Raw genomic sequence first — 24552 nt, 5'->3', positions numbered from 1 at the left:
GGCGGCCACTTGTCAACGCCCTCGATGCTCCGCACAATCCAGTCATGAGTGAGGAATATAATTTCTTCCGCCTGCGCCAAGCGGCCAAGACCTACATCTCCAAAGTCTTCACCTACGGCGCCCATACTGCGGAACGGCTGCGCAACGTGCGAATGGTCATAGAAGGCTCCGACATCCTCCACCTTGGCGAGGTGGAGGGCGCACTTTGCCTGCGTCTGTCGGGCGAAAAGCGCAAGACACAGGTGACAGCCGTGGTCACGCAGGACGAGAAGGCAGTGCGCCGCCTCACTATCCAGAGCTTCCAGTCCCGAAAGGGAGATTGGTATCAGGGCCAAGAGGAACACACCTTCACCTTTCGGAGCGATGAGTTCCGACGCCTGCTGGCCTTTCTCGACCGGATCGCGTTCATCGATCTGTCGAACGAGGATCGTTTCGACATTGAGGACATCTCAACCGGGACCGGCCGCAAGGCGATCATCGATGCCGCCGACCGCGGGATCGTGGAGCGCATCCGGACGATGAGCGGCGAAGACCGCGAGGCGTTCTTGGGGGCACTGCAGGGATCGCTCTCAACCGAGGAGGTCAATATCCTGCTCGGGCGGCGGCAAGCGCTGGAGGCGTTCGAACGGCAAATTGAAAACGGGTTTTGGTCCGAGCGGGAGTGGCAGGACTTCTTCGAGCGCGAGCCATGGGTCTTCGGCTACGGGCTCGACTACCGCGTCATGGGTACCTTCGACCGTGAGATGACGGTCTCTGGCGGCGGCACAGACAACCGCAACAAGCCCGTGGTCGACTTTCTTATGAGCTTTACAGACTACACCGTGATTGTGGAGATTAAGCGACCCGACACGCCGATCTTCCGGGCGAGGCAGGGCGGCGGGGGAAGTCGTGCGGGAACGCGGGCGTTCAGCGCCGAGTTCATTGGCGCGGTGTCGCAGATACTTGAGCAGAAGGCGGAGTGGCTGGCCTTCGCGGGCAGCGGTGAGCACTTCGCTCGCGACGGCGCTCGTCGGCTGGAGGCTCGAACACGCAACGCAAAGACGATCCTCGTGATCGGCTCGCGTGGGGAATTTGAAGCGGCGAGCAACCCACGGACTGCGCAGGTGCTGCAAGACACGTTCGAGTTGTTCCGCCGAGAGACCCGCTCCATCGACATCGTAACCTTCGACGAGTTGCTCGAGCGGGCGCGGTTCATAACACGGGACGGAAGTCCGTAAGTTGAGAAATAACGCTGGGGCGCAGTCCAGCGGAACAAGTCCAGTGAAAGCGGCTCGGCCGTTCCATTAGGGTCTAAAGAAGATGCCGGGACGCCGTTTGGTTTAGACCCTGCTGGAACGGATGTCCGAGGACCGTCGAGCGCTAACAGCGGTCCATCGCTGCGAGCCTCCGGAATTGGCTACCCACCTCAGCCGAAGCGTTCCAGGACGGCCGAGGCGTCACGCTCGATCGCTTCGCCGGACAGCCCGTAGGCCTCGCGGAGCGCGGCCGCCGCCCTCTCGGCCGTCGCTTCGTCACGGGCATGCACGCGGGCCAGCCTCTCGCCGCGCATCAGCCTGCGGCCGATCAGCGCCAGATCACTGAAGCCGACAGCATGGTCGACGGCATCCTGCGGCCGGGTCCGCCCGCCGCCGAGTTCGACCACGGCCAGGCCGAGCCGGCGCGCGTCGACCGTCGCGACAAAACCGTCCTCGTCCGCCACGATCTCCCGAATGATCGGCGCGGCCGGCAGATAATCCTCCATCCGCTCGACGAAGTCGGAGGGGCCGCCCAGCGCCGCGACCATTTTGGCAAAAGTCTCGGCCGCCCGCCCGTCGCCAAGCGCGGCGTCGGCCTGTTTCCGCCCTTCGATGAGATCCGGCGCGAGACGGGCCGAGAGCAGCATTTCGGCCGCGAGCGCCAGCGTCACCTCTTCGAGCGCCACATCGCGCTGCGCCCCGGTGAGGAAGCGGACGGCATTGCGGATTTCGACGGCATTGCCGGCGGCCGATGCCAGCGACTCGTCCATGCGCGTCAGCAAGGCGGTCGTCCTGAGGCCCGCGCCGTTGGCGACCGCGACGAGGCTCGCGGCCAGGGCCCGCGCATCCTCATGCGACACCATGAAGGCGCCGGACCCCGATTTCACGTCGAGCACCAGGCCGTCGAGCCCCTCGGCGAGCTTCTTCGACAGGATCGAGGCGGTGATCAGCGGGATCGATTCGACCGTCGCCGTCACGTCGCGGATCGCGTAGAAGCGGCCGTCCGCCGGCGCCAGTCGCCCGGTCTGCCCGATGATGGCGCAGCCGATATCGCACACGGTCCGGCGGAAAGTGGCGTTATCGGGCGTCACCGAATAGCCGGGGATCGCCTCCATCTTGTCGAGCGTGCCGCCGGTGTGGCCGAGCCCGCGACCGGAGATCATCGGCACGGCGGCGCCGCAGGCGGCCACGATCGGCGCCAGCATCAGCGAGACATTGTCGCCGACGCCGCCGGTCGAATGCTTGTCGACCACCGGCCGGTCGAGGCCGGCCCAGTCGAGGACATCGCCGGAGTGGAGCATCGCCTCGGTCAGCGCCACGGTCTCATCCTGGCTCATGCCGCGAAAGAACACCGCCATGGCGAAGGCCGCGACCTGGCCCTCGGTGACGCGCTCGCCTGCAAAACCGTCGATGAACGCCTTGATGTCGGCCGCGTCGAGCGTTTCGCCGTCGCGCTTGGCCCGGATGATCTCCTGCGGCAGCCGCATCAGTATCCGGCCTTGGCACCGGCCCGCGCCGCGCCGGCCGCAACGGCCAGGAGATCGCCGAGAACGCTGGAAGCGCCGATCCGAAAGCGCGCGGGCGTCGCGTAGCCGGTCCCGCAGATCGCCTCGGCAAGCTGGTAGTAACCGTCGGCGTCCTCGAAACGCTTGATGCCGCCCGCCGGCTTGAAACCGACATGGCCGCCGGCCTCCGCGATCGCCTCGAGCAACAGCCGCGCCGACGCCGGCGTCGCGTTCTCGGCGACCTTGCCGGTTGAGGTCTTCAGGAAATCCGCGCCACCCTTGAGCGCCGCATGGGCGGCCTGCCAGATCGTCTCGGCCGCCTTGAGCTCGCCGGTTTCCAGGATCGTCTTCAGCCGCGCCGCGCCGCAGGCGGCCTTCACGGCTCGAATTTGTTCCTCGACGAAGGCGGGATCGGCCGGAAGCCGGCGATAGGCGATCACCATGTCGATCTCGTCGGCGCCGTCGGCGACCGCCTGTTCGGTCTCCTTCACCGTCGCCGCGATATCGTCGCCGCCCTCAGGGAAATTCACCACCGTCGCGATCTTGATGCGGGGATCGAGGCGGGCTTTGGCGAAGGCGACGAAGCGCGGCCAGATGCAGATCGCCGCCGTCGGCCCGGCGGGCGTCGCGGCCCGCTCGCATAGCGCCGCGACGTCGGCCTCGCTGCAGTCTTCGTCGAGATTGGTGAGATCGAGACAGGCGATCAGATCCGACGCCCGCCGGCGCCGCGCGGTCTCATCCATCGAAGCCTCCGTTCTCGAGCATTTCACGGACAATGCGGGCCAGCCGCGCGCCGCCCTTCGGCGCCATCTCCTTGGTCTCCGCGTGGGAGAGCTCGGCCCCGGTCATCCCCGCACCGTAATTGGTCACGACCGAGGCGGCCAGCACCTTGAGGCCGAAAAACCGGGCGAGGATCGTCTCCGGCACGGTCGACATGCCGACCGCGTCGGCGCCGAGAATGCGGGCCATGCGGATTTCCGCCGGCGTTTCGAAGGACGGGCCGGAGAACCACAGATAGACGCCGCCGAACAGCTTCTCGCCGCTGGCCTTCGCCGCTTCCGCGAGCCGGCGCCGCAGCTCGGCATCGTAGGCGCTGGTCATGCCGACGAAACGGGCGTCGGACGCTTCGCCGATCAGCGGATTGCGGCCGGAAAAGCCGATGTGGTCCTCGATGATCATCACCGACCCCGGCGGGATGTCCTCGCGCACCGATCCGGCGGAATTGGTCAGGAAGAGCGTCTTGACCCCGAGATCGCGCACCGCCGCGATCACCGGCCGCATCACCGCCGCGTCGCCCGTCTCGTAGTAATGGACGCGGCCCGAGAGGATCAGGACGTCGCGGCCGCCGAGCCGTCCGGCAACCACCTCCCCGGCATGACCGGTGACGCCGCTGACCGGAAATCCGGGAATGTCGGCGAAGGAAACGCGCACGGCGTCCTCGACCGCGTCGACCAGCGCGCCGAGGCCGGAGCCGAGCACCATCGCCGCGACCGGGCGCCGCGCGCCGAGCCGCGCGCGCAGGAAGGCGGCGGCCGGCGTCACGACAGGTTGTCCGTCGCGAAGGCACGCGGCAGGAGTTCGCCCATGGTCACCGTCTCCTGGACGCCGCCGTCGATGTCGCAGAGATGCACCTTGGTCTCGGGCGAGGCGAATTCGGCGATCCGCTGCCGGCAGCCGCCGCAGGGGCTGCACAGCGGCAGCTTTTTAGCGACGACGGCGATCTCGGCAATGCGCCCGCCGCCATCCATCACCAGATGGCCGATGGCGGTGGTCTCGGCGCACCAGCCTTCGGGAAAGCTGACGATTTCCACATTGCAGCCGGAAAAGATGCGCCCGTCGGTCGTCCTGAGCGCCGCTCCGACCGGAAACCGGGAATAGGGAGCGTGGGCGCGCCGCATGGCGGACTTCGCCAGGGCGAAGAGGTCGTCCGCCATCGTCTATCGTTCCTTCACATAAGGCACGCCGCCCGCCTTGGGCGGGGTCGCCTTGCCGACGAAGCCGGCGAGCAGCACCACGGTGAGAATATAGGGCAGCGCCGAGACGAACTGCGCCGAGATCTCGCCGATGACCGGCAGCTGCACGCCCTGGATGCGGATCGAGATCGCGTCGAGAAAGCCGAACAGCAGGCAGGCGAACATCACCGGCACCGGCTTCCAGTTGGCGAAGATCAGCGCGGCCAGCGCGATGTAACCCTTGCCGGCGGTCATGTCGCGGGTAAAGCCCGCCGCCTGCGCCACCGCCAGATAGCTGCCGGCGAGACCCGTCAGGATGCCGCAGATGATCACCGCCCGGTAGCGCAGCCAGGCGACCGAGATGCCGGCGGTGTCGACCGCCGCCGGGTTTTCGCCGACGGCCCGAAGCCGCAGGCCAAAGCGCGTGCGGAACATCACCCACCAGGTGATCGGCACCATCGCGAAGGCGACATAGACGAGCAGCGTGTGGCCGGAGAGAATGTCGGCGTAGATCCGCCCGACGACCGGCACGTCCCGCATCGCCGCCGCGCCCGGCAGGTCGATCGCCTCGAACCGCCCGCCGCCGAACAGGCTCGGCGTGCGCCCGCCCTGGCCGAACCAGCTCTGGCCGAGAATGATCGTCAGCCCGGCGGCGATGAAGTTGATGGCGACGCCCGAGACGATCTGGTTGCCGCGATAGGTGATCGAGGCAAGCCCGTGGACGAGCGAGAAGCCGACCGCCGCGAGGATGCCGACGAAGAGCCCGAGAAACGCCGAACCCCACACGGCGGCGGCCGAGGCGGAGGCGAAGGCGGCGATCAGCATCTTGCCTTCCAGGCTGATGTCGAAAATGCCGGAGCGCTCCGAATAAAGCCCCGCCAGCGCGGCGAAGAGCAGCGGCGTCGACAGGCGGATGGTGGAATCGATGACGTTGATCCAGGCGCCGAAATCCATCACCGCGCCTCCTCCACGTCGACCCCGGCCGGCTCGCCGGTACGCATGCGCACCCATTGATAGGCGGCGCCGACCCCCGGCCGGAACATGTTCTCCAGCGCCCCGGCGAACAGGATGACCAGCCCTTGGATGATGACGATCATGTCGCGTGAGATGGTGGGCATGTCGAAGGACAGCTCCGCCCCGCCCTGATAGAGCACGCCGAACAAGAGCGCCGCGACGACGATGCCGACCGGGTGGCCCCGGCCCATCAGCGCGACGGCGATGCCGACGAAGCCGGCGCCGCCGGGAAAGTCGATCAAGAGCCGGTACTGGTCGCCCATCACCGGATTGAGCGCCATCAACCCGGCGAGGCCGCCGGAAATCGCCATGGCGACGACGATCAGCCGCGTCTCCGACATGCCGGCATAGCGCGCCGCGCGCGGCGAAAAGCCGAGCGTGCGGATTTCGTAGCCGAGCCGCGTTCGCCAGATCAGCACCCAGACCAGCAACGCGGCGAAAAGCGCGACGAACAGCGAGACGTTGAGCGGCGCGCCGCCGAGCGAGACGCCGAAGAGGTCGAACAGGCCGCGCAGCTTCGGCAGTTGCGCGCCGGCCTCGAAGGTGCGGGTTTCCGGCGCCATGGTTCCCGCCGGCTTCAGGACGTTGACGAGCAGATAGACCATCAGCGCGGCGGCGATGAAGTTGAACATGATCGTCGTGATGACGATGTGGCTGCCGCGCCGCGCCTGCAGCCAGGCGGGAATGAACGCCCAGGCCGCGCCGAAGGCGAAGGACAGGCAGACGGCGAGCGGCAGGTTCAGCCACCAGGGCAGGATGCCGCCGAGGGAGAGCGCCACGGTCGCGACGCCCAGCCCGCCGACATAGGCCTGGCCCTCGCCGCCGATATTGAACAGCCCGGCATGGAAGGCGACGGCGACGGCGAGGCCGGTGAAGATGAAGCTGGTGGCGTAATAGAGCGTGAAGCCGATCCCCTCGCCATAGCCGAAGGCGCCGCGGATCATCAGCGCCGCCGCCTCGACCGGGCTTTCGCCGACGATGAGGACGACGAGGCCGGCGACGGCGAAGGCGACGATCAGATTGACCAGCGGAATGAGCCCGTAGTCGATCCAGCCGGGCAGCTTGGCGTAGGGGCGACTCATCGGGGCGACTGATCTCCGCTCGTCAGAAGGTCGAGATGGCCGCGCGCATCGAGCTTGAAGAACGGGTTATGGGCAAGCTCCCACAAATGACCGTCCGGGTCGCGGAAATTGCCGGAGAAGCCGCCCCAGAACACCTTTGCCGGCGGTTTGACCGCCCGCGCTCCCGCCGCGACCGCCTTCTCATAGGCCTCCAGGACCGCTTCCTCGGACTGAAAATTCACAGCCAGGCCGGCCGAACCGGAACCGGCCGGCAGATCGCCCTCGCCGCCATCGGCGATCATCTCGCTCCGCTGCCACAGCGCCAAGACGATCGCCTCGCCGACCATGAAGGCCGTGGATTCCACGCTCTGCGGCGCTTTTTGCCACCCGAGCGCCTCATAGAAGGCGACGGCGCGAGCGACATCCTCGACGCCCAAGGTGACGAGAGAAACGCGGGCAGGGTTCACTCCGCGGCCTCCTGTTGTTCCACACCCGCCATCAACAGGCCCAGCTCGCCCTCGTCCGCGTCCGGGCTGCGTTCGCCGACGATGCGGCCGGAAAACATCACCAGCACCCGGTCGGACAGCGCCCGGATCTCGTCGAGTTCGACCGAGACGAGCAGGATCGCCTTGCCGGCATCGCGCATCTCGATGATGCGCCGGTGGATGAACTCGATCGCCCCGACATCGACGCCGCGCGTCGGCTGACCGATCAACAGCAGGTCGGGATCGCGCTCCATCTCCCGCGCCAGCACGATCTTCTGCTGGTTGCCGCCGGAAAAGCTCGCGGTCTTCAACCGGCAGTCCGGCGGGCGGATGTCGTAGGCGGCAATCTTCTTCGCCGCGTCCCGGCGCATGGCGTCGAGATCGAGCAACCAGCCCTTTTGAAAGCCGGGATCGCGCTGATAGCCGAGAATGGTGTTTTCGTTCTCCTCGAAGGCCAGGACGAGACCAGTATTGTGCCGGTCCTCCGGCACATGGGCGCAGCCGATGCCCCGGATCGCGGCGGGGTCGGCCTCGACGGTCGGATCGATCGTCCGACCGAGCATCTCGATGCGCCCGGCTTCGGCCTTGCGGATTCCGGCGAGCGCTTCCAGCAGTTCCGACTGGCCGTTGCCGGCCACCCCGGCGATGCCGACGATCTCCCCTGCCCGCACGGAAAAGGAGACGTTGTCGACCATGACGACGCCGCGCCGGTCGCGCACCGTCAGCCCGTCGACCTTCAGCTTGACGTCCTTCGGTGCGGCGTCGTCCTTGTCGACGGTCAGGAGCACGCGCCGGCCGACCATCAGTTCGGCGAGTTCACCGACCGCGGTCTCGGCCGTCGTCTTCGTCGCCACCATCTCGCCCTGCCGCATCACCGACACTGCGTCGGTGATCGCCATGATCTCGCGCAGCTTGTGGGTGATCAGGATGATCGTCTTGCCCTGGTCGCGCAGCTGTTTCAGCACGGCGAAGAGGTGATCGGCCTCGGCCGGCGTCAACACGCCGGTCGGCTCGTCGAGGATCAGGATGTCGGCGCCGCGATAGAGCGCCTTGAGGATTTCCACCCGCTGCTGCCGGCCGACGGGAAGTTCTTCCACGACCGCATCCGGATCGACATCGAGCGAGTGGTCTTCTTCGAGACGCTTCAGTTCGGCCCGCACCCTGGCGATGCCGGAGGCCAGCAGCGGCGATTGTTCGGCGCCGAGCATGACGTTTTCGACGACGGTGAAGTTCTCGACCAACATGAAATGCTGATGGACCATGCCGATGCCGGCGGCGATCGCCGCGTTCGGATCGGCGATCTCGACCGTCTTCCCGCCGACGCGGATTTCGCCGGAATCGGCCTGGTAGAAACCGTAGAGGATCGACATCAGCGTCGACTTGCCGGCGCCATTCTCGCCGATGATGCCGTGGATCGTGCCGCGCGCGACGGTGAGGTTGATCTTCTTGTTCGCCCGGACGGCGCCGAAGCTCTTGTCGATGTCGATCAGTTCGATCGCCGGATCGGGCATGCGCTCACTCTGGACTGGCCGCTAGTGGATTGAATTTGGCATTTGATACCCACGTGCGGCGGACTCGAAATCAAATGTCAAATTGGAAAAATCCACAAGAGTCATAAAGTTGCTAGTGGTTCTTTGATTTCGACATTTGCTTGCCAGGGTGCTCCAAGCGGGATGCAAATGTCGAAATCAGACCACTAGTGCCTGGAGCCTACAGCATCGGTTCGACAAGTGGGAACCGGTTTCGCGATAAAACGATGCCTTGTATGGAAGAGCGACGAAACCGCGCAGGGCGACCTTCGACAGACGACCCGAGGAGAGACATGACCGCTTCGACCGACATGAAGGCGGCAGGGCGCCGCGAGCCCGGCGAGCGCGGCGCCTACCGCGCCTTCCTGCCGCTCACCACGCGCTGGGCCGACAACGACGTCTATGGCCATATGAACAATGTCGTCCATTATGCGCTGTTCGATACGGCGGTGAATGGCTGGCTGATCGAAAACGGCCTGCTCGACATCCATGCCGGCGCGCAAATCGGCCTCGTCGTGGAGACCGGCTGCCGCTATCATGGCGAACTCGCCTTTCCCGACCCGGTGACGGCGGGCATTCGGGTTGCGAAGCTGGGACAGTCATCAGTGCGGTACGCGGTCGGCCTGTTTCGCGGCGAGGCGGAGATTGCGGCGGCCGAGGGCTTCTTCGTCCATGTCTATGTCGACCGGGCGACGCGGCGGCCGACGCCGATCGCGGGCCGGTTGCGGGCCAAACTTGCGGAGATCGCGGCATGAGCGAGAAACAGGCGGAGATCAGCGAGCGCGTGCAGGATCTGGAGATCATGGCGGCGCATCAGGCCCAGACCATCGAGGAACTCTCGGAGGAACTGCGCCGCGCCTTCGAGACGATCGAGCGGATGCAGCGCACGCTCAAATCGCTCGGCCAGCGCTTCGATGCCCTGGAAGAGGTCGCGACTCCCAAGCCCGAGATCACCAAGCCGCCGCATTACTGAGCGTCAAATCATCAAGAATCAGCGTTTCGTGGGAGATTGATTCGCAGTGTCTTCACACCAACACGCAACGTAGAGCCGATTTCTCGTTCCATTACCTATGCAATGGATATAGTACATTTACGTACCGCTGACAAGGGCATACGTATCGCTTGCGTTACTTTTTTATGCGAAGGCGATACGTGATGGTTGAACGAACCGATTGGGAAGCCCGCGTGGCGAACATCCTCAAGGCTGAGTTGAAGCGAAAGGGCGTGACCTATGCCCAGCTTGTTGAGAAACTGGCGGCGATCGGTGTCGAGGAAAAGGAAGTGAACGTCCGCAACAAGCTGTCGCGGGGCAAGTTCACGGCAGCGTTCATGGCAGCGTGCTATGAGGCGATCGGGTCTGAAACGATCAGGCTAGATTAACGATGGGGCGGATCGTGCGACTTTTCATGGGCGCGGCGACAGGCGCCGCATTTGTGATCATCGTGCTCGTATCAGCCATCTGGCTAACCGACGATCTGCGTAACGGCGACCAAGACGCTCCCAGCACCTATCGCGAAGCCCAAAGCCACTCGCCACGCATCGTCCCACCCATTGCGCCGGGTGCGCACGGTTTCGGGAACTCCGGAACCAGCGATCAGGTACCCCGAGAATCCGCCGACAATGCCGAAAATGGCGAACAGTATTTTGCCAAAGCCGATCTCGACGCCCAGCGAAGCATGGCGCGTAGCACGGTGCAAGTCGTGTATGCCACGTGGTTCATGGCCGTTCTCACGGCATTTGGTGTCTACCTGATTTACCGGACGCTTCTCTACACACGACAAGCCGCCGTTGACACTGGCGTGGCCGCCCGTGCGGCAGAGGGTGCCGTCGACGAAGCGCGCCGAACAACGCTCATCACCAGTGAACAGGCTCGGCTTACGCTGCGCGCCGACATCCCATACGTCTACCTTGCAAAGTTGCCCGAAATCGCCCGCATCGCTCCCAGAAGGGTGCCCTCCCGCAGGACTCTTGCCGTAATATCGCTTGAGAATTTTGGGCGAACCGCTGCCATCATAAAGCGGGTCAGATATGGCCACTCCACCGCAAGCGATCTCTCTCGCGATGTTGCTTACCCGCAAGACGTTCGGTTTGAGGCTCCTGTCCGTCCGAACGACATTGCCACAACCAAGGAAAAGGTCTGGATCGAATGGTCCGCTGCCGAAATGGACGCTATAAATTCCGGAAGCGGGTTCTGGCTCTACGCCGCTGTCGAATATGTCGACTACCTTGGCACCCGGTATGATGTTCGCTGCTACGCACGATGGAGCGGGCCGTCCTTCGCCGAGATAGGCGAGGCCGATACTCCAGATGGGGTTCCTGAAGGCTACTGGCGGGAACAGACCAAGATAGGCGACGGATAGCCCGGCAAGGGCCACCGTGTTCGCTATCAATTTCGCTGCGCTCATAGCGCGGTCCTTTCTGTAGGACCGCGCCGGCAGAAAACGCTTGGTGCGTTTGCTACATAAGGGCGCGAAAAGGCTTTCTCTCCCACAAGGGGCGAGAAGGCGCCAAGCCGCTGTGCCGTGCGTCATCCTCAGGCTTCGATAATTGGCGAAATCGTCCAACACAGTCGTCATCCTCGCCCGTCGGGCGGGGATCCATGCCAAGCCGCTCGAGCTGCCAATCCGTTGACGGACAGGATGGGGATAAACGTCGCGGCATGGGTCCCGGCTCAAGGCCGGGATGACGCGGTTTGGATGCCCGCGCCCGAAGCTTCCACCGGGATAACGAGTCCGCGCAACTTCCGAAAAGCCGGCCGCCCCCTAAAAAACTTCTCCCCCCCTCTTTCCCCCTCCCGCATACTCCCCTCACCGCCGGCCCACGGAACGGGCGCGAATGATCACCGGGATCGTTCGTTGGGCCAAGGGGAGAAATCCCTGGCGGTGCGGTGTCCGCGACGGGGCTTCTTCCGGAGAAGCCCCGGCCCGGACGGCCCTTTGCTCCCGCCGGACCGTCCCCCACTGATGAGGGGTCCGTGGTCTGGGTCCACTTGAACGCCCCCGCCAGGGGCGTGAAGATCCGGCAGCGCGCGCAAGCCCATGAGAAAGGCGGGGTTTGCGTGTCGAAGGGTTGCTCAGACACCGCGCGGGATGCCGGAGGCGGACCGTATTGACTTAAAACAGTCGGAGGGTTCGCCTCCGGCGTCCCGCCGCCTCTCCCGAGCATCGCGAGGGAAGGCGGCGACCAGGGTCCCGCCAGCGACGAGGCGAATGCCGAGGAGCTTACGGGCGGGACAAGGGAAACGAAGCGAAGCGGAAGGAGGCGAAGCCATTGTCGGGGAAATGCCAGTGCCGGCCGCGCGAGCGGCGCGGGCGATGTCGCGCGCCGTGGTCCCCCTACGGCAGCCGGGCGATCCGTTCGGTAAGCAGCGAAAAATACGCCTCGGAATCGCCGGAGCGCACCCAGACGGCGTTTTTCGGCCGGTCGGTGACGCCCCAGTAATCGCAGACCGTCATCCCCCGCGTCAGCGGGCTGGCGGTCTCGATCGCCACATTGACCGACCGTCCGGTGAAGATATCCGGCTGCAGCACGAAGGCGGTGACGCACGGATCGTGCAGCGGCGCGCCCTCCCAGCCGTATTTCTCGACGTCGAACCGCTCCGAAAAGCCGAGCATCGCCGCCACCGCCGCGCCGGAGCGGTTGCCGAGATCGCCGAAGGCGGCAATCCGCGACCGGGTCGAGCGCATCTGATGGGTCACGTCGAGCGGCAGGACCGTGATCGCCGCGCCGCTGGCAAAGACGATCGCCGCCGCCTCCGGATCGACGAAGATGTTGAACTCGGCTGCCGGCGTGATGTTGCCGGCCTCGAAACAGCCGCCGCCCATCAGGACGATGTCCTTCAGCCGCGCCGCGATGTCCGGCGCCTTGGTCATGGCCAACCCGACATTGGTGAGCGGCCCGAGCGCCAGGAGGCGGATCGTTCCGGAGGGATGCGCGCGGATCGTCTCGATCAGGAAGTCGACGCCGTGGGCATCCCGGGCGGTCAGCGTCGGCTCCGGCAGGTCCGGTCCGTCGAGCCCGGTCGGGCCGTGGACGTGCTCGGCGGTGACCAGATTGCGCAGCAGCGGCCGCGCGCATCCGGCGTGGACCGGCACGTCGGTGCGATCGGTAAGTTCCAGAAGCCGCAGGGCGTTGCGGGTGGTGTGATGGATCGGGATGTTGCCGGCGATCGTGACGATGCCGAGGATGTCGATCTCGTCCGGCGAGGCCAGCGCGGTCAGGATCGCGACGGCGTCGTCCTGTCCCGGATCGGTATCGAAGATCACTTTTTCGGCCATGCCGCATCACTCCAGCGCGCTGTTCCGCGCCCCGATAACACCGGGATCGTCAGACAGAAAGAGCTTGAGCCCGTGCCTGGCGGCATCGCACCCGGCCGGCGCGATATGCCGGGCACCGCAGAAAAAAGGCGCCCCCGAAAGGGCGCCTCGGCGAAGGTGATGTTGCAAGCTACGTCAGTAAGGGCAAGCCGAATCTGTCGAGTAATCATGAACCGCGATCTCGCCCGCGATGATCTTGGCCTTGGCCTCCTCGGCCGCCGCCTTCATCTCCTCGGTGACCAGCTCGGCATTGTGCTCGTCCATGGCGTAGCCGACCCCGTCCTGTTCCAGCCCCAAGGTGATGGTGCCGGCCGTCCACTGATCCTTCGCCGCGTCCTCGAAGGTCGAATAGACGGCGTTGTCGACGCGCTTGACCATCGATGTCAGCACGTTGCCGGGAAACAGGCCGTTCTGGTTGGAATCGACGCCGATACCGTATTTGCCGGCGTCGGCGGCCGCCTGCAACACGCCGATCCCGGTGCCGCCTGCCGCGTGGAAGATCACGTCGGCCCCCTGGTCGATCTGCGCCTTGGTCAGCTCGCCGCCGCGCACCGGGTCGTTCCAGGCCGCGCCGGTGCTGCCGGTCATGTTCTCGATGACCTTGGCGTCGGCCGAAACCGATTTGACGCCGCCCTTGTAGCCACAGGCGAATTTCGAGATCAGCGGAATATCCATGCCGCCGACGAAGCCGACCGTATCGGTCTCGGACTTCATCGCCGCGAGAATGCCGACCAGATACGATCCCTCTTCTTCCTTGAACAGGATCGACCGCACGTTCGGGGCGTCGACGACGGCGTCGATGATGGCGAATTTCGTGTCGGGATATTCCTTCGCCACCGCTTCCAGCGCGGCGGCCTGGGCGAAGCCGACGGAGATGATCGGGCTCGCCCCGTCCCGGGCGAAGCGCCGCAGCGCCTGCTCGCGCTGGGCGTCGTTGACGATCTCGAACTCGCGATACTCGGTGCCGGTGTCGGCCTTGTATTTCTCGGCGCCGTTATAGGCGGCCTCATTGAAGGATTTGTCGAACTTGCCGCCGAGGTCGTAGAGGATCGCCGGCGCGAATTCGGCGGCCGACGCCGCGGTGACCGAGAGGATGGAAGTGGCGAGAAGTCCGGCCAGGAACTGTTTCATGGATTGTCCGATCCCTGTTGCAGATGATGGGTCTGAAAAACCACCGGATTGCCGCCGGCGGGATGTCGCGGGCTGCGACGCGGGCCGCGCCTGCCGGGAGACTGGCACGGGGCGCGGCGAGAATCATCTGAAATCCGCGCCTTCGGCTACGAACGCGCGCGCCGGGAATCCCGCCGGCACCTCGGGCAAGACCCGCCGGCGCGGCGATCGCTATTCCGCCGCCTCGGTCTTCAGTCCGATCGGACAGGAGATTCCGGTGCCGCCGACGCCGCAGTAGCCGCTGGGGTTCTTGGCGAGATATTGCTGGTGATAGGCCTCGGCGTAATAGAATTCGCTCGCCGGTTCGATCTCGGTCGTGATCGTACCCTTGTGGCCGGCCTTGGCGAGCGCCTGTTGATAGGCCAACTTCGAAGCCTCGGCGGCGTCGGCCTGCGCCTGCGAGGATGTATAGATCGCCGAGCGATACTGGGTGCCCATGTCGTTACCCTGGCGCATGCCCTGCGTCGGGTCGTGGCCTTCCCAGAAGGTCGCAAGCAGACGCTCGTAGGTGATCACCGCCGGGTCGAAGACGACCAGCACCACCTCGTTCTGGCCGGTCTGGCCGGTGCAGACTTCCTGATAGGTCGGGTTGGGCGTCGCACCGCCCGAATAGCCCGCGGCGGTCACATGAACGCCGGGAAGCTGCCAGAACTTGCGCTCGACGCCCCAGAAGCAGCCCATGCCGAAGATCGCCGTCTCCAGGCCATCCGGGAAGGGCGGCTTCAATGGGTGGCCGTTGACGAAATGGGTCTCGGCGGTGTCGATCGGCTCGGCCCGTCCCGGCAGCGCCTCTTCGTGTCCCGGCAGCTTCATCTTCTTGGAAAACATATCGAGAATATACATGAATTACTCCTTGTTCGGCGCCCAGGGGCACCAGCGGACAGGCCTCAGCGGACCAGGCGGCGACGCCTCTTGCGCTCGCGTCCGGCGAAGAGCAGGACCAGACCCGCGACACCGGCGGTGATCGAAACCGACCAGCGGCCGATCTCGGCGAGCATGGCGGCCACCGTCGCGCTCTGGACACCGGACGGCTCCAGGCTCCCGCCCATCATCGCCAGCGCCTCCCTCACGCTCACCAGATGCGTGACTTGATCGGCGAGCGAGCGGGCGATGTCGCCGACGGCGAACACGACGGCGATGGCCAGCAGGAGGCTGCCGATCAGACGCACCAAAAACCGCATGATCCTGTCGCTCCCATCCTGTCATTTGGCGACCCGTCGGACCACCGCTCCGCCCTCTGCCCGCGCGAAGATCGGAACGGCCGCGGGACCGCCATCACCTACTCCGATACCATGTGGGGATTGCCCCCGTCGGCGGCAATGTAGCGCCCTTGGGAGCATCCCGGAAGTTTGCTGAATTCGCGGGTTGAACCGCGGAGCGTTCTGGCTATAGTCCGCGGCTGTTCGAGACAGGGCATCGACCCCCGGCGTTTCGCTTCGCCGGTCCGTTCGGCGCGGATGAATTCCGGAGAGGGATGTCGTTGCGGGGAGGCGACGAGAGCGGGATGCAACCTCCCGCTTTTCAGTTCGAAAGCACGGAGAGGTGGCCGAGTGGTCGAAGGCGCACGCCTGGAAAGTGTGTAGGCGGGAAACCGTCTCGAGGGTTCGAATCCCTCTCTCTCCGCCATTTTCCTGCAATTTTGTGCGTTTGTCCGGCCCCGCCCGGCGCGGGCCGCGATCGCCCGCGCCAGCCAGATCTGTCACAGATCGTATTGCGCCCGCGCGATATCGCCCAGCCCGACCTTGTCGAGCCGGTCCAGCGGCGCCAGGAAGGTCACCTGGATCACCCCCGGCGCGCGGCCGATCTCGATCGCTCCGTTGATCGTCGCGCGATTGCGCACCTCCGGCACGGACATGTCCAGGAGCTTGGCCGCCCGCTCCAGCCCGTTCTCGATCGCTTCATTCAATGTCGGCGCCGTGCCGATCACCGAAATCGGTGCCGAGCTCTCGAGCTGTTTGATTTTCCAGGTCTTGGCCAGCCGCTCTGCCTTGGCGCGCTCGGCTTCCGAGAAGGGCCGGGCCAGCGGTGGCAGATCCTCGAGCAGCGGGAACAACACCGGTCCATCGATCGGATAGTCTTTCAGCACCTCGACCTGCAGCGTGACGCTGCCAGAGACATCCATCGTGTGGCCGGCGATCTCGCCGTCGCCCTGGGCGGCATGCATGTCGCCCATATAGACGCCAGCGCCCTTCACCTTGACCGGCGCGACCAGCACCGCGCCGGGGCGCACCGCGTCGATGTCCATGTGCCCGTCGGTCTTGTGTTCGGCCAATTGTTCGGCGGTGATGGCGTATTCATGCGGGGCGCCGACGAGGAAGGCGCCGAAATCGCCGGCATTGTGGGAATCGGGCAGCGGCATCGACGGCGTCGTGCCCAATTGCCCGAGGAAGGGGCGCATGCGCACCATCACCGCCGGCATGTCCGAAGGCGCATAGGTCAGGATCGGGTGCTGCACCGACTGATCCGGCAGCGCCGCATAATGATGGGCGTCGCGGGCGATGGTCTCGGCCGCCTGCTTGGGCATCGTCACCCCGACATGACGCGTTTCGTCGAACACCACAGTATAGCCATGCACGATCTCGAAGGGCTTCACCGTGTTGCCGCAGGCATCGCATTTGACCGCGTCGCCGCCGATCCCCTCGACATGGGTCTCGGGCCAGAGCGTGTCGCAGGTCGGGCAGCGCGCGGCGACATAAGGATCGCCCAGGCAAAAGCCTTCCGGCGAACTGTCGTGGCCGGACGCGGTCGCGATCGAGGTCACGCTGATGTCACGGATGCGGATGATGACGCCGTCGCCCGGTTCCGCGCCCAAGATCTCGACCGGCTGGGTTACCTCATGGCCGCCGCGCAGCCGCGGCGTGATCATCGGGCCCCAGCAGCCCGGCGCGGTGTTGGCGATGATCGTTCCGCCGTTCTCGACCGGGCCGAGCATAGGCTGGTCGGGGTCGAGCACGCTGTTGGTGAAGCCCTGGACGACGACGCTGCGTTGCGCGGCCTTGTCCGGATTGGTGATGTCAAGCATCTAACGCTCCCCTTGGTAGTGAAATCGCCCGGCCGGTGGCGGCCGCTCGGCGGTGAAGCTAGCACGAGCGAAGCGCTTCGCCACTCGAAACAGCCGGTTCCAGAACCGCGCGGTTACCTGCCCCGTCATATTCGCAGGGCGGTCGTCTCCAGGATCATCCCGGATGCGAACAAGGGCGGATCCGGTCCAATGCCTGATCAGCCCGGCGGCAACGGCACTGCGGCGATGCCGGCCTGCGAGCACGATGGGAGCCCGCCACCCGGCAGGCCGATGAGCGCGGCGACCAGATCACCGTGATCGAGGAGTTCGCCCATCGTCAGCCGCAGTCCGCGTCGAGAACGGTCGCCATGATCAGCGGAAAGCTCACCGAAAAGGCGGCCACGAAGACGATTTCCTCGATGGGCAGGCCGGCGATGCGCACGCCGCTCAGCTCGGGTCCGTTCCATATCGAGAAGAATCCCGGCACCAAGGCGGCGGCGGCAAAGAGAACCAGAACGTAGTATGGCGGATAAAGCAGGAGTGCTGCCGCCGCGTAGCGCAGTCGGACTGGTCGCCATGCGCCGAGGACCACGGCCGTCGCCGCCATCACGATCACCAGTGTTCCCGTATTCGACGCACCGACGGTGTGGACCACGATAGCGGTCAGCGTGGTCAGCGTGGCGATGGCCGCAAGGCGCCGGAGCGCAGGCCCCCAAGCGGCGGAAAGGAGCAGCCGCCCGCGCCAAGGCACAATGGCCGCGAACCAGACGCCGGCGCCGAGGCTGAAGCTGACGAGGATGTCCTCGGAACCCCACATACCGCCGCCGATCCTCGTCGGCGTCCAGTACGTCGCGTCGAACAGGATCACCGGCGGCGCAAGGACCATACCGACCAGCCCGGCCACGACAATGCTCCACCTCAGGCGCCCGGCGAGGACGATGGCCAGCGCCGCGCCGGGCAGGCCGATCAGGGCGGCCACCAGATAACCGTGATCGGCGATCAGATCGGCGGTCGCCATTGTTCCTCCCACTTTCCCTTTGGCATCATGTCCCAGAACACGATGCTGGCGAAATCCGTCGACGAACAAGCATTGGCCCGCCCGGAACTTGCGCCCGGCGACAAGCTGGTGCCTGATGCGGAGGACGCCGGATCAGAGGACTGATGCCGACATCTTTCGACCTCAACGCCAGTGGGAGCGTGCCGAATCTGTTGCCCGTCGCCGGGGCCGAACTGCAATGGTGGTTCGTGCAGGGGCATGTCGCGGGCGACGACGCGCCGGCGGTCCATTTCATGGCCGCTTTCTTCGTCATCAATGGCGTTGCGCGCGCGGCTCCGGAACCGGCGCACATGCTGCTGCTGCATATCCTCGACGGCGCGACGACGCCCCATGTCGTCAGCCGCATTACGCCGGCAGTCGCGGCGGTGCACAGGGCATGGGCGCGGACCGTAGCGCAAGCCAACTACGCGCCAGCCCTGGCGTCCGTTGTGCTGCGGCGCCATTTGGCGGATGTCGAAAGTTCGGCAAGCGAAGGTGGCATCGACACCCGCGCCGACGGCGCCTGGCTCGGGACCGACACGTTCGCGATCCACTGGGACGGCTTTGCCTTCGCCGCAACGGATGGCGGGTTCGAACTTGCGCTGCCCACGGGGGCAAATGGCGCCGCCCGGCTGCGGCTCGAACCGCAACGGCCGTGGATGGACGAGGATGGCGGTCGCCTCGATCCGGCGGTGGCTTCGCCCTATCGCTACATCTGCTGCCCGCGCCTGGCCGTATCCGGGGAGATTGGGGGCCGACAAGTCAACGGACATGCCTGGATCGACCGCCAGTGGGGCGCGCTCGATCGCTGGCTGCTGGTGCGGGGGCACGACGGCATCCAGCTTTCGGGCTGGGACTGGCTGGGTCTGACGCTCGAGGACGGCACCGACTTCCTCATCCAGCGCGGCTACACGGTCGGCGCCGGCCCGCTCGGCAACGGCTTCGTCGTCCGTTTCGACAAGCGGTCGGCGCGGCTGACGCCGGGCGGCTTCGCGCCGGCGCCGCATGGCTACTGGACCAGCCACCGAAGCGGCGCCCGCTATCCGGTTGCGCGTCGGGTCTTGCTGCCCGCCGAAGACGGCGTGATCGACGTCGTCCCGGTGCGGCGCGATCAGGAAATTCCAGTCTATGGCGCTTCGGCGATTTGGGAGGGCGCCGTGACGGCGTCGGGCCACCTCGCCGGCCGGGAAGTGGCCGGGCATGGCCGGCTCGAACTGTTTGGCTATGGCTATGCCGACACCGTCGCCCGTTACCTTGCCCGGCGGATGCGCCGGGGCTTTGGCGGCTGAACCGGCTATCGGCCGCGCAAAACGTCGGCCGGCGGAGAACTCGCCGCCCGCAGCGCCGGCAGCAGCGATCCGACAAGGCCGATGGCGAGCGAAACCAGTGCCGCAAGAGTGACGAGCGCCAGGTTGATCTCCGGCACGACAAGCCCGGCGACGACCGGGAGTGCCGACACCAGACGAGCCGCGGCAACGCCCACGGCGGAGCCAAGCACACCGCCGAGCGCGGCAAGGACAACGCCTTCCAGCACTATGCTTGCCACGATCCTTCGTCTTGGCCAGCCGACGGCGCTCATGATGGCAATTTCGCCCCGCCGTTCGTTTACGGCCATCGTCATGGTGTTGAGGATGGCGAGGACGGCGGTCGCCAGCGCGATGATCGAGATGGTGGTCGAGACCACGTCAGCGATGCGTGCGAAGGTGTGGCTGTCGACCAGATTCTCGGTCTCCTCGACGGCATAATTGGGAAAGGCCGCCTTCAGGTCCAGCGCCAGCCGCTGGCGCTCCTGCGGACTGGCCTCCTGATCGAGACGGACGTTGATCGATGTCGCCTGGCCCTCGCGGAACATCAGCGTCTGGGCGACCGGCAGCGGGATGAAGACGAGATTGCGGGTCAACACGGAGGCGGAGCCGGCGATCCCGACAACGGCGAATTCCGCCTGGAATACTTCCAGACGGTCGCCGACGCCCGCCCCAAGGCGCTCGGCGAGGCTGGTGCCGATGACAGCGGACCGTCCATCCTGGGCGCCCGGCAAGCGCCCGGCGATCATGTCGAGCGAGCGCCACGGGTAGCTACCGACCGGCCAGGCGACGACGATCGCCGACTCACCGCTGCCGAGTGTCGTCACCCGGCTCATTTCCGGCGCCGTCGCGACGACGCCCGGCGCTCGCGCGAGATCATCGGCGAGCGTTTCCGGGACGATCGACGAGATCAGGTCGAGAGCGCCGGCCTCGGTAACGATTACATCGGTCTGACGCGCCTCGAGGGCGGCGAGCAGCGACTGTTCGATGCCTCGCGCCAGACCCACCAGCGCCACGAAGGAGGCGACCGACAGAAGGACGCCGGCGATCGTCGCCGCCGTCCGCCCCTTGCGGGCGGTCAGGTTTCGGAGCGCGAGTGAGGACAGGTTCACCGGCCACCTCCCGTGAGGCCTTCACGACACATAGCGCCCTCTCCCGTCGATCACCTGGAAACGTCGCTGGCAGGCGGCCGCCACGGTCTCGTCATGGGTGACAATCAGGACGGTGAGCCCCGCCTCGGCGCGAAGCCGGACCAGAAGGTCGATGATGGCGCGCGAATTGACGCTGTCGAGCTCACCCGTCGGCTCGTCCGCAAGCAGTATCTCCGGTCGATTGGCAAGGCCGCGTGCAACCGCAATGCGCTGCCGCTCGCCGCCCGAGAGGCCGGCAGGCCAATGGTCGCCGAAGCCTTCGGCCTTGACGGCGTCCAGCAGGCCGCGCACCCGCGACTGTCGCTCGGCGCTGCTCGCCCCGAGACCGAGCATCGGCAGTTCGATATTCTCGGCCGCAGTCAAGGTCGGCAGCAGCCAGTCCTCTTGAAAGACGAGACCGATGCGGCGCGCGCGAAGATTCGTCCAGTCAGCCGCGTCCGCCGGTCGCTCGCCAAGGATCGCGATTCGACCTGAGTCGACCTCGGTCAAGCCGGACAGCGCATAAAGAAGGGTCGACTTGCCGCTGCCGCTCGGTCCGACGATGGCAGTCATGTCGCCGCGCTGGACGGCGATGTCCAGTCCGTCGAGGGCGCGCGCCTTGCGGTCGCGAAAGGTCTTGACCAACGCCTCGGCCCGGATCGCCTCGCCGCTCAAAGCAGCCGGTCCACGATCCGCCCGGACGAGAGTTCGTCGAGGAGCCTGGCAAAGCTACCGTCGGCGATGATGCGGACGAAGGTGGCACGCTGGCGCGCCGAGGCCCGGATACCATCAACCTCGACATCGCAACCGCGCCGCGGATTATCGCGGCACATCAGCCAGAATATGTCGGCGCGGCGGCCTCTGGTCCGACTCTCGGAAGCCACGACGGGGGAGGCGCTCGGTCCGATTCGCGCGCCCTTGACGGCCGACACCGCGGCACCGGCATCGCGGACGCCGCGAACGAAACTTTTGGCGAGAAAGGCATCGTAGGCCCGGCGGTAGCCGCTCCAGTTGGCGCGCGCTTCGGCCGGAAGTTGCGTCCCGAGTGCCGCCCGCGCCATGGCGTTGCGATCGAAATGCCGCGCGGCGATGAGATTGAATTTCGACTGCAGTTCCGCATCCGGAAGGTGGCCGCGGGCAGAGAGCTTGTCGGTTGCCACGAGCAGGCTGGCGATGGCGCGTTCGGCTATGCGTGTCGCGGTCTCGCCGTTGGCAATCGCGACCGCCGCGAGCAGGGCCAGACCGAATATACCCAAGCCCGCGGCCCTGACCCCGCTTGCCACCGTGAAACTGGTCCGACCATCTCGCGCGTTGCCGCCTGTGAGGTCGGCGGATCGCAAAGGAGAGCTTGTGGTCCTGACCATCGTTCGGGCTCGTTCGCTGCCGCGTCTTCTATCGTCGCCTTTCGAACAACGCAGTTCCTTGCACTCTAATCGGCGCATTGGTCTTCATGACAGAATCCTGCGTCTTCCCACCCATCGGGGCGCTCTTGTTCGCGCAATTCCTGGTCGGCGATGGAAAGGGCCGATCGGAACGACGCACTACTGCTCACCGTGACCAAGATTCCTGAACCGACTGGCATCTTGGCGCGAAACGGGCGCCAAAGGTGCCGAGATGATCTGCTTGGTCAACGCGCCCCCAGGCGATGACGAAGCAGCGGTATATGTCTCGTTCTCGCCACCGGGCGGTTGATATTGCTAAATGCGAAAATGAATGCCGGCTTTCACCACGGTGGCACGGTGTCGGATTGGCCGATCGAACGGCAGCTACAGGCCATCGGCCGAAGTGGTTCCGCTGCTCTGCCCGGTCTCCCGGGAATGGATTTAGCGAGTCAAACAGTTTGACCTCCTGTGCCATCTGCCCCTTGAAGAAGAGCCCGGCGCGGTATTGGCGGTGAGCGTCCCCCCAATTCTCGACCGGGCCGAGCATCGGCTGATCGAGATCGAGCGCGCCTTGCACCACGACACTGCGTTGCGTGGTCTTCGTCGGCTTGTTGATGTCAAGCATCTCAAGCTCCCTTGATCGTAAACTCGCCCGGCCGGTGGCGGCCGCTCGGCGGTGAAGCTAGCACGAGCGAAGCGCTTCGCCACCCGAAACAGCTGGATCGGGAACCCCGGTATGATCGCGCGGTCTTCGGCCCGCGGGACCGGACAACCGGGCCGTTTCGAACGACGCGGCGTCCGCGCCGGCGACATCGCAGCGTCGCGATTGCTTCCGCTCGCGATGGGGATGATAGTCCCAAGACGGCATCCATCGTGGCAGCTGGACCATCCGTCGAGGTATGAGATGAAAGACGAGACCGATGCTTGGCTTCGAAACGGCCGACAAGCGGGTCGTGTAATGCCGACGACCCCCGACGCCGGCGCCCTCGTCAGATCCGCCGCGTCGGCACTGTTCCTGGCCGCCGCGATCGTCGTCGGCGCGACGGCGGTGGCGCGAGCGGCCAAATGCACCGCCTCGCCGAAGGCGGGGATCGACTGGAGCGGCTGCGACCGCAGCAATCTGGTTCTGTCCAGCGCCAATCTGGAAGGCGCCAACCTGCAGAAGACCGATTTCACCCAGACCGACCTGCGGAACGCCAGGCTCGTATCGGCGAACCTTGAAAAGGCTGCACTCGTGCGTGCATCGCTCGCCGGCGCTGTTGCCGACAAGGCCAATTTCACCAAGGTGGAAGGTTATCGGACGGACCTCTCCCAGCTATCCGCGCGCGGCGCCGCGTTCCATGGCGCGGAACTCCAGCGGGCGGACTTCCGGGATTCCGACCTCAGCGGGAGCAGTTTCGAGAAGGCCGAACTGGGTCGCGCGATTTTCGTTGGGGCGGATCTGACCGGCACGGTATACCCCCTCGCCAATCTCGCCCGCGCCGATTTCAGCGAGGCCGTCATATCGGGCCCTATCGACTTCAGTGGCGCCTATTTGTTTTTGACCCGACTGGAGGGGGTCGATTTGTCGGCTGCGGTCGGTCTGGAGCAAGGTCAGATCGCCATTGCCTGCGGCGATGCGAACACGCGGCTACCTGCTGGTTTGTTGCATCCGCCGGGGTGGCCGTGCGGGACGGAGTGATGCGGCTTGGGGGCGGGGCCGGGGGGCATTCGAACGCGGAGCGCCGGCGCGCAGGCGTGGCGCCGGTTCGAACGCAAGACGCCCCTCGGCTTTTGGGCGCGAGGGGCGTTTTGATATGGCTGGTTTTTTGTGAAGATGGAGAAGCTTTGCGATTTGCAGACCTGGCGGCGACCGACTTTCCCGCGTCTTGAGACGAAGTATCATGGGCGCTGGGGCGTTTCACGGCCGAGTTCGGAATGGGATCGGGTGCGGCCGCCCCGCTAGAACCACCAGGTCGGCAAATCGCAAAGCGTGAGAAGAAGGTCTTTTTTGGGGGGCCCCAACCGCCGGCGCCCGCATCCGCGGGCTTGGCTTTCGCGCCATCAGGCGCGTCGGCCGGTCGGCCTCTGACTGCCGTGCGTAAGCTGTCGCCCCTGTTGGGACGTCGCTCGGACGGAGCCAGGTGTTGAAGTGCTGGATTTGCAGATTTTCATGAGAGGTAAGCGTGTTGGTTTGCCTGGGGCCCGACCTTGACGATCGAGCGCCGTCCGAGCGTGCCGCGTGAGCGGCGTATCGCGAGGACAGCCCCGCTCCGACTGGAGCGGCGGGCGTCAGCCCGTAGCCAAGCGGACGGATCTCCGCGCCGGCGATTGAGGCCAACAAACAAGACCAATGTTCCCAACCCCCTCGGGATTGGTGAACATTGACGAATGAGAATGATCAAGCCGATCGAGCGATTAGTACCGGTAAGCTTCATGCGTTGCCGCACTTC

General features: G+C 65.8%; 25 protein-coding genes, 1 tRNA gene and 1 rRNA gene. 8 read left to right on the top strand and 19 right to left on the bottom strand.

Translation table 11 applies throughout. From position 1 onward, the window contains the following. The first annotated feature begins 44 nt into the window (after positions 1-44). A complete protein-coding gene (locus MJ956_RS17845; RefSeq protein ID WP_253965789.1) occupies positions 45-1217 on the top strand; it encodes a Shedu immune nuclease family protein in 1173 nt (390 codons plus the stop codon). Positions 1218-1405: 188 nt separating this feature from the next. On the opposite strand, the gene deoA is transcribed toward MJ956_RS17845, so the two are convergent. Genes deoA through MJ956_RS17805 form a run of 8 tightly spaced genes read right to left on the bottom strand, consistent with a single transcriptional unit; the run spans position 1406 to position 8763 of the window. Beyond that, complete coding sequence (deoA, locus tag MJ956_RS17840; RefSeq protein WP_253965788.1) at positions 1406-2722, bottom strand: thymidine phosphorylase; 1317 nt, start codon at positions 2720-2722, stop codon at positions 1406-1408. Further along, positions 2722-3483, bottom strand: a complete 762-nt coding sequence (deoC, locus tag MJ956_RS17835) for a deoxyribose-phosphate aldolase (protein WP_253965787.1) — start codon at positions 3481-3483, stop codon at positions 2722-2724. Before deoC ends, deoA begins: the two co-directional genes overlap by 1 nt. Then, complete coding sequence (locus MJ956_RS17830; protein WP_253965786.1) at positions 3476-4282, bottom strand: purine-nucleoside phosphorylase; 807 nt, start codon at positions 4280-4282, stop codon at positions 3476-3478. Before MJ956_RS17830 ends, deoC begins: the two co-directional genes overlap by 8 nt. After that, entirely contained in the window at positions 4279-4674 is a 396-nt protein-coding gene (locus MJ956_RS17825) for a cytidine deaminase (protein ID WP_253965785.1), read from the bottom strand. Before MJ956_RS17825 ends, MJ956_RS17830 begins: the two co-directional genes overlap by 4 nt. Positions 4675-4677: 3 nt before the next feature. Next, the gene (locus tag MJ956_RS17820) at positions 4678-5646 is read right to left on the bottom strand and encodes an ABC transporter permease (RefSeq protein WP_206456379.1); all 969 of its coding nucleotides are present in this window, start codon (positions 5644-5646) and stop codon (positions 4678-4680) included. Then, positions 5646-6788 (bottom strand): ABC transporter permease, encoded by a 1143-nt coding sequence (locus MJ956_RS17815; RefSeq protein ID WP_253965784.1) that lies wholly within the window; start codon positions 6786-6788, stop codon positions 5646-5648. Before MJ956_RS17815 ends, MJ956_RS17820 begins: the two co-directional genes overlap by 1 nt. Then, positions 6785-7234, bottom strand: a complete 450-nt coding sequence (locus MJ956_RS17810) for a VOC family protein (protein WP_253965783.1) — start codon at positions 7232-7234, stop codon at positions 6785-6787. The genes MJ956_RS17815 and MJ956_RS17810 overlap by 4 nt, the downstream gene beginning before the upstream one ends. Further along, on the bottom strand, positions 7231-8763 hold the full coding sequence (locus MJ956_RS17805; protein WP_253965782.1) for an ABC transporter ATP-binding protein: 1533 nt from the start codon (positions 8761-8763) through the stop codon (positions 7231-7233). Before MJ956_RS17805 ends, MJ956_RS17810 begins: the two co-directional genes overlap by 4 nt. A 311-nt stretch (positions 8764-9074) precedes the next feature. On the opposite strand from MJ956_RS17805, the gene MJ956_RS17800 reads away from it, so the two are divergent. The 4 genes from MJ956_RS17800 (at position 9075) to MJ956_RS17785 (ending at position 11141) form a co-directional block, all read left to right on the top strand. Then, on the top strand, positions 9075-9536 hold the full coding sequence (locus MJ956_RS17800) for an acyl-CoA thioesterase (protein WP_423724905.1): 462 nt from the start codon (positions 9075-9077) through the stop codon (positions 9534-9536). After that, on the top strand, positions 9533-9754 hold the full coding sequence (locus tag MJ956_RS17795; protein WP_253965781.1) for a SlyX family protein: 222 nt from the start codon (positions 9533-9535) through the stop codon (positions 9752-9754). The genes MJ956_RS17800 and MJ956_RS17795 overlap by 4 nt, the downstream gene beginning before the upstream one ends. Positions 9755-9936: 182 nt before the next feature. Beyond that, positions 9937-10161 (top strand): DUF6471 domain-containing protein, encoded by a 225-nt coding sequence (locus tag MJ956_RS17790; RefSeq protein ID WP_253965780.1) that lies wholly within the window; start codon positions 9937-9939, stop codon positions 10159-10161. 2 nt (positions 10162-10163) lie between these two features. Continuing rightward, complete coding sequence (locus MJ956_RS17785) at positions 10164-11141, top strand: hypothetical protein (RefSeq protein WP_253965779.1); 978 nt, start codon at positions 10164-10166, stop codon at positions 11139-11141. A 975-nt stretch (positions 11142-12116) separates the two neighbouring features. Here the strand turns inward: MJ956_RS17785 and MJ956_RS17780 are convergent. The 4 genes from MJ956_RS17780 to MJ956_RS17765 all read right to left on the bottom strand — a co-directional run bounded on the left by MJ956_RS17780 (position 12117) and on the right by MJ956_RS17765 (position 15436). Next, complete coding sequence (locus MJ956_RS17780; RefSeq protein ID WP_253965778.1) at positions 12117-13058, bottom strand: nucleoside hydrolase; 942 nt, start codon at positions 13056-13058, stop codon at positions 12117-12119. Positions 13059-13232: 174 nt separating this feature from the next. Next, positions 13233-14228 carry a BMP family lipoprotein gene (locus MJ956_RS17775; RefSeq protein ID WP_253965777.1) on the bottom strand — a complete coding sequence of 332 codons (996 nt, stop codon included), beginning with the start codon at positions 14226-14228 and terminating at the stop codon, positions 13233-13235. A 210-nt stretch (positions 14229-14438) separates the two neighbouring features. After that, positions 14439-15110: a peptide-methionine (S)-S-oxide reductase MsrA gene (msrA, locus tag MJ956_RS17770; RefSeq protein WP_253965776.1), complete on the bottom strand. Its 672-nt coding sequence runs from the start codon at positions 15108-15110 to the stop codon at positions 14439-14441. A gap of 44 nt (positions 15111-15154) precedes the next feature. After that, a complete protein-coding gene (locus MJ956_RS17765; protein WP_253965775.1) occupies positions 15155-15436 on the bottom strand; it encodes a hypothetical protein in 282 nt (93 codons plus the stop codon). A 367-nt stretch (positions 15437-15803) separates the two neighbouring features. Between MJ956_RS17765 and MJ956_RS17760 the strand changes: the two genes are divergently transcribed. Next, a tRNA-Ser gene (locus MJ956_RS17760) sits at positions 15804-15893 on the top strand. Positions 15894-15966: 73 nt separating this feature from the next. On the opposite strand, the gene MJ956_RS17755 is transcribed toward MJ956_RS17760, so the two are convergent. Together MJ956_RS17755 and MJ956_RS17750 are read right to left on the bottom strand one after the other, a co-directional pair. Then, on the bottom strand, positions 15967-17289 hold the full coding sequence (locus MJ956_RS17755; RefSeq protein WP_253965774.1) for an acetamidase/formamidase family protein: 1323 nt from the start codon (positions 17287-17289) through the stop codon (positions 15967-15969). Between the two features lie 316 nt (positions 17290-17605). Further along, the gene (locus tag MJ956_RS17750) at positions 17606-18286 is read right to left on the bottom strand and encodes a lycopene cyclase domain-containing protein (RefSeq protein WP_253965773.1); all 681 of its coding nucleotides are present in this window, start codon (positions 18284-18286) and stop codon (positions 17606-17608) included. Between the two features lie 143 nt (positions 18287-18429). Here MJ956_RS17750 and MJ956_RS17745 point away from each other — a divergent pair, with 143 nt between their 5' ends. Further along, positions 18430-19593, top strand: coding sequence for a lipocalin family protein (locus MJ956_RS17745; protein ID WP_253965772.1), 1164 nt, complete (start codon positions 18430-18432; stop codon positions 19591-19593). A 5-nt stretch (positions 19594-19598) separates the two neighbouring features. Here MJ956_RS17745 and MJ956_RS17740 read toward each other — a convergent pair whose 3' ends face one another. The 4 genes from MJ956_RS17740 to MJ956_RS17725 all read right to left on the bottom strand — a co-directional run bounded on the left by MJ956_RS17740 (position 19599) and on the right by MJ956_RS17725 (position 22745). Continuing rightward, positions 19599-20720, bottom strand: a complete 1122-nt coding sequence (locus MJ956_RS17740) for an ABC transporter permease (RefSeq protein ID WP_253965771.1) — start codon at positions 20718-20720, stop codon at positions 19599-19601. Positions 20721-20741: 21 nt separating this feature from the next. Continuing rightward, a complete protein-coding gene (locus MJ956_RS17735) occupies positions 20742-21413 on the bottom strand; it encodes an ABC transporter ATP-binding protein (RefSeq protein ID WP_253965770.1) in 672 nt (223 codons plus the stop codon). Beyond that, the gene (locus MJ956_RS17730; protein WP_253965769.1) at positions 21410-21994 is read right to left on the bottom strand and encodes an ABC transporter substrate-binding protein; all 585 of its coding nucleotides are present in this window, start codon (positions 21992-21994) and stop codon (positions 21410-21412) included. Before MJ956_RS17730 ends, MJ956_RS17735 begins: the two co-directional genes overlap by 4 nt. A gap of 292 nt (positions 21995-22286) precedes the next feature. Then, positions 22287-22745, bottom strand: coding sequence for a hypothetical protein (locus MJ956_RS17725; protein ID WP_253965768.1), 459 nt, complete (start codon positions 22743-22745; stop codon positions 22287-22289). A gap of 333 nt (positions 22746-23078) precedes the next feature. Between MJ956_RS17725 and MJ956_RS17720 the strand changes: the two genes are divergently transcribed. Continuing rightward, positions 23079-23801 carry a pentapeptide repeat-containing protein gene (locus MJ956_RS17720; RefSeq protein ID WP_253965767.1) on the top strand — a complete coding sequence of 241 codons (723 nt, stop codon included), beginning with the start codon at positions 23079-23081 and terminating at the stop codon, positions 23799-23801. A gap of 159 nt (positions 23802-23960) precedes the next feature. Here MJ956_RS17720 and rrf read toward each other — a convergent pair. Beyond that, positions 23961-24075: ribosomal RNA gene (gene rrf, locus MJ956_RS17715) — 5S ribosomal RNA — on the bottom strand. Positions 24076-24552 lie beyond the last annotated feature (477 nt).

The organism is Aurantimonas marianensis (assembly GCF_024195285.1).
Classification (GTDB): domain Bacteria; phylum Pseudomonadota; class Alphaproteobacteria; order Rhizobiales; family Rhizobiaceae; genus Aurantimonas; species Aurantimonas marianensis.
Note: the sequence above shows the minus strand (reverse complement) of the source record. Positions and strands in the feature narration are given on the sequence as shown.

Excerpts from the sequence above, each read along its gene's own strand:
- MJ956_RS17845 (WP_253965789.1), top strand. The coding sequence starts at position 45 with ATGAGTGAGGAATATAATTTCTTCCGCCTGCGCCAAGCGGCCAAGACC.
- deoA (WP_253965788.1), bottom strand. The coding sequence starts at position 2,722 with ATGCGGCTGCCGCAGGAGATCATCCGGGCCAAGCGCGACGGCGAAACG.
- deoC (WP_253965787.1), bottom strand. The coding sequence starts at position 3,483 with ATGGATGAGACCGCGCGGCGCCGGCGGGCGTCGGATCTGATCGCCTGT.
- MJ956_RS17825 (WP_253965785.1), bottom strand. The coding sequence starts at position 4,674 with ATGGCGGACGACCTCTTCGCCCTGGCGAAGTCCGCCATGCGGCGCGCC.
- MJ956_RS17820 (WP_206456379.1), bottom strand. The coding sequence starts at position 5,646 with ATGGATTTCGGCGCCTGGATCAACGTCATCGATTCCACCATCCGCCTG.
- MJ956_RS17815 (WP_253965784.1), bottom strand. The coding sequence starts at position 6,788 with ATGAGTCGCCCCTACGCCAAGCTGCCCGGCTGGATCGACTACGGGCTC.
- MJ956_RS17805 (WP_253965782.1), bottom strand. The coding sequence starts at position 8,763 with ATGCCCGATCCGGCGATCGAACTGATCGACATCGACAAGAGCTTCGGC.
- MJ956_RS17800 (WP_423724905.1), top strand. The coding sequence starts at position 9,075 with ATGACCGCTTCGACCGACATGAAGGCGGCAGGGCGCCGCGAGCCCGGC.
- MJ956_RS17795 (WP_253965781.1), top strand. The coding sequence starts at position 9,533 with ATGAGCGAGAAACAGGCGGAGATCAGCGAGCGCGTGCAGGATCTGGAG.
- MJ956_RS17790 (WP_253965780.1), top strand. The coding sequence starts at position 9,937 with ATGGTTGAACGAACCGATTGGGAAGCCCGCGTGGCGAACATCCTCAAG.
- MJ956_RS17785 (WP_253965779.1), top strand. The coding sequence starts at position 10,164 with ATGGGGCGGATCGTGCGACTTTTCATGGGCGCGGCGACAGGCGCCGCA.
- MJ956_RS17780 (WP_253965778.1), bottom strand. The coding sequence starts at position 13,058 with ATGGCCGAAAAAGTGATCTTCGATACCGATCCGGGACAGGACGACGCC.
- MJ956_RS17775 (WP_253965777.1), bottom strand. The coding sequence starts at position 14,228 with ATGAAACAGTTCCTGGCCGGACTTCTCGCCACTTCCATCCTCTCGGTC.
- msrA (WP_253965776.1), bottom strand. The coding sequence starts at position 15,110 with ATGTATATTCTCGATATGTTTTCCAAGAAGATGAAGCTGCCGGGACAC.
- MJ956_RS17755 (WP_253965774.1), bottom strand. The coding sequence starts at position 17,289 with ATGCTTGACATCACCAATCCGGACAAGGCCGCGCAACGCAGCGTCGTC.
- MJ956_RS17750 (WP_253965773.1), bottom strand. The coding sequence starts at position 18,286 with ATGGCGACCGCCGATCTGATCGCCGATCACGGTTATCTGGTGGCCGCC.
- MJ956_RS17745 (WP_253965772.1), top strand. The coding sequence starts at position 18,430 with ATGCCGACATCTTTCGACCTCAACGCCAGTGGGAGCGTGCCGAATCTG.
- MJ956_RS17725 (WP_253965768.1), bottom strand. The coding sequence starts at position 22,745 with ATGCTTGACATCAACAAGCCGACGAAGACCACGCAACGCAGTGTCGTG.
- MJ956_RS17720 (WP_253965767.1), top strand. The coding sequence starts at position 23,079 with ATGCCGACGACCCCCGACGCCGGCGCCCTCGTCAGATCCGCCGCGTCG.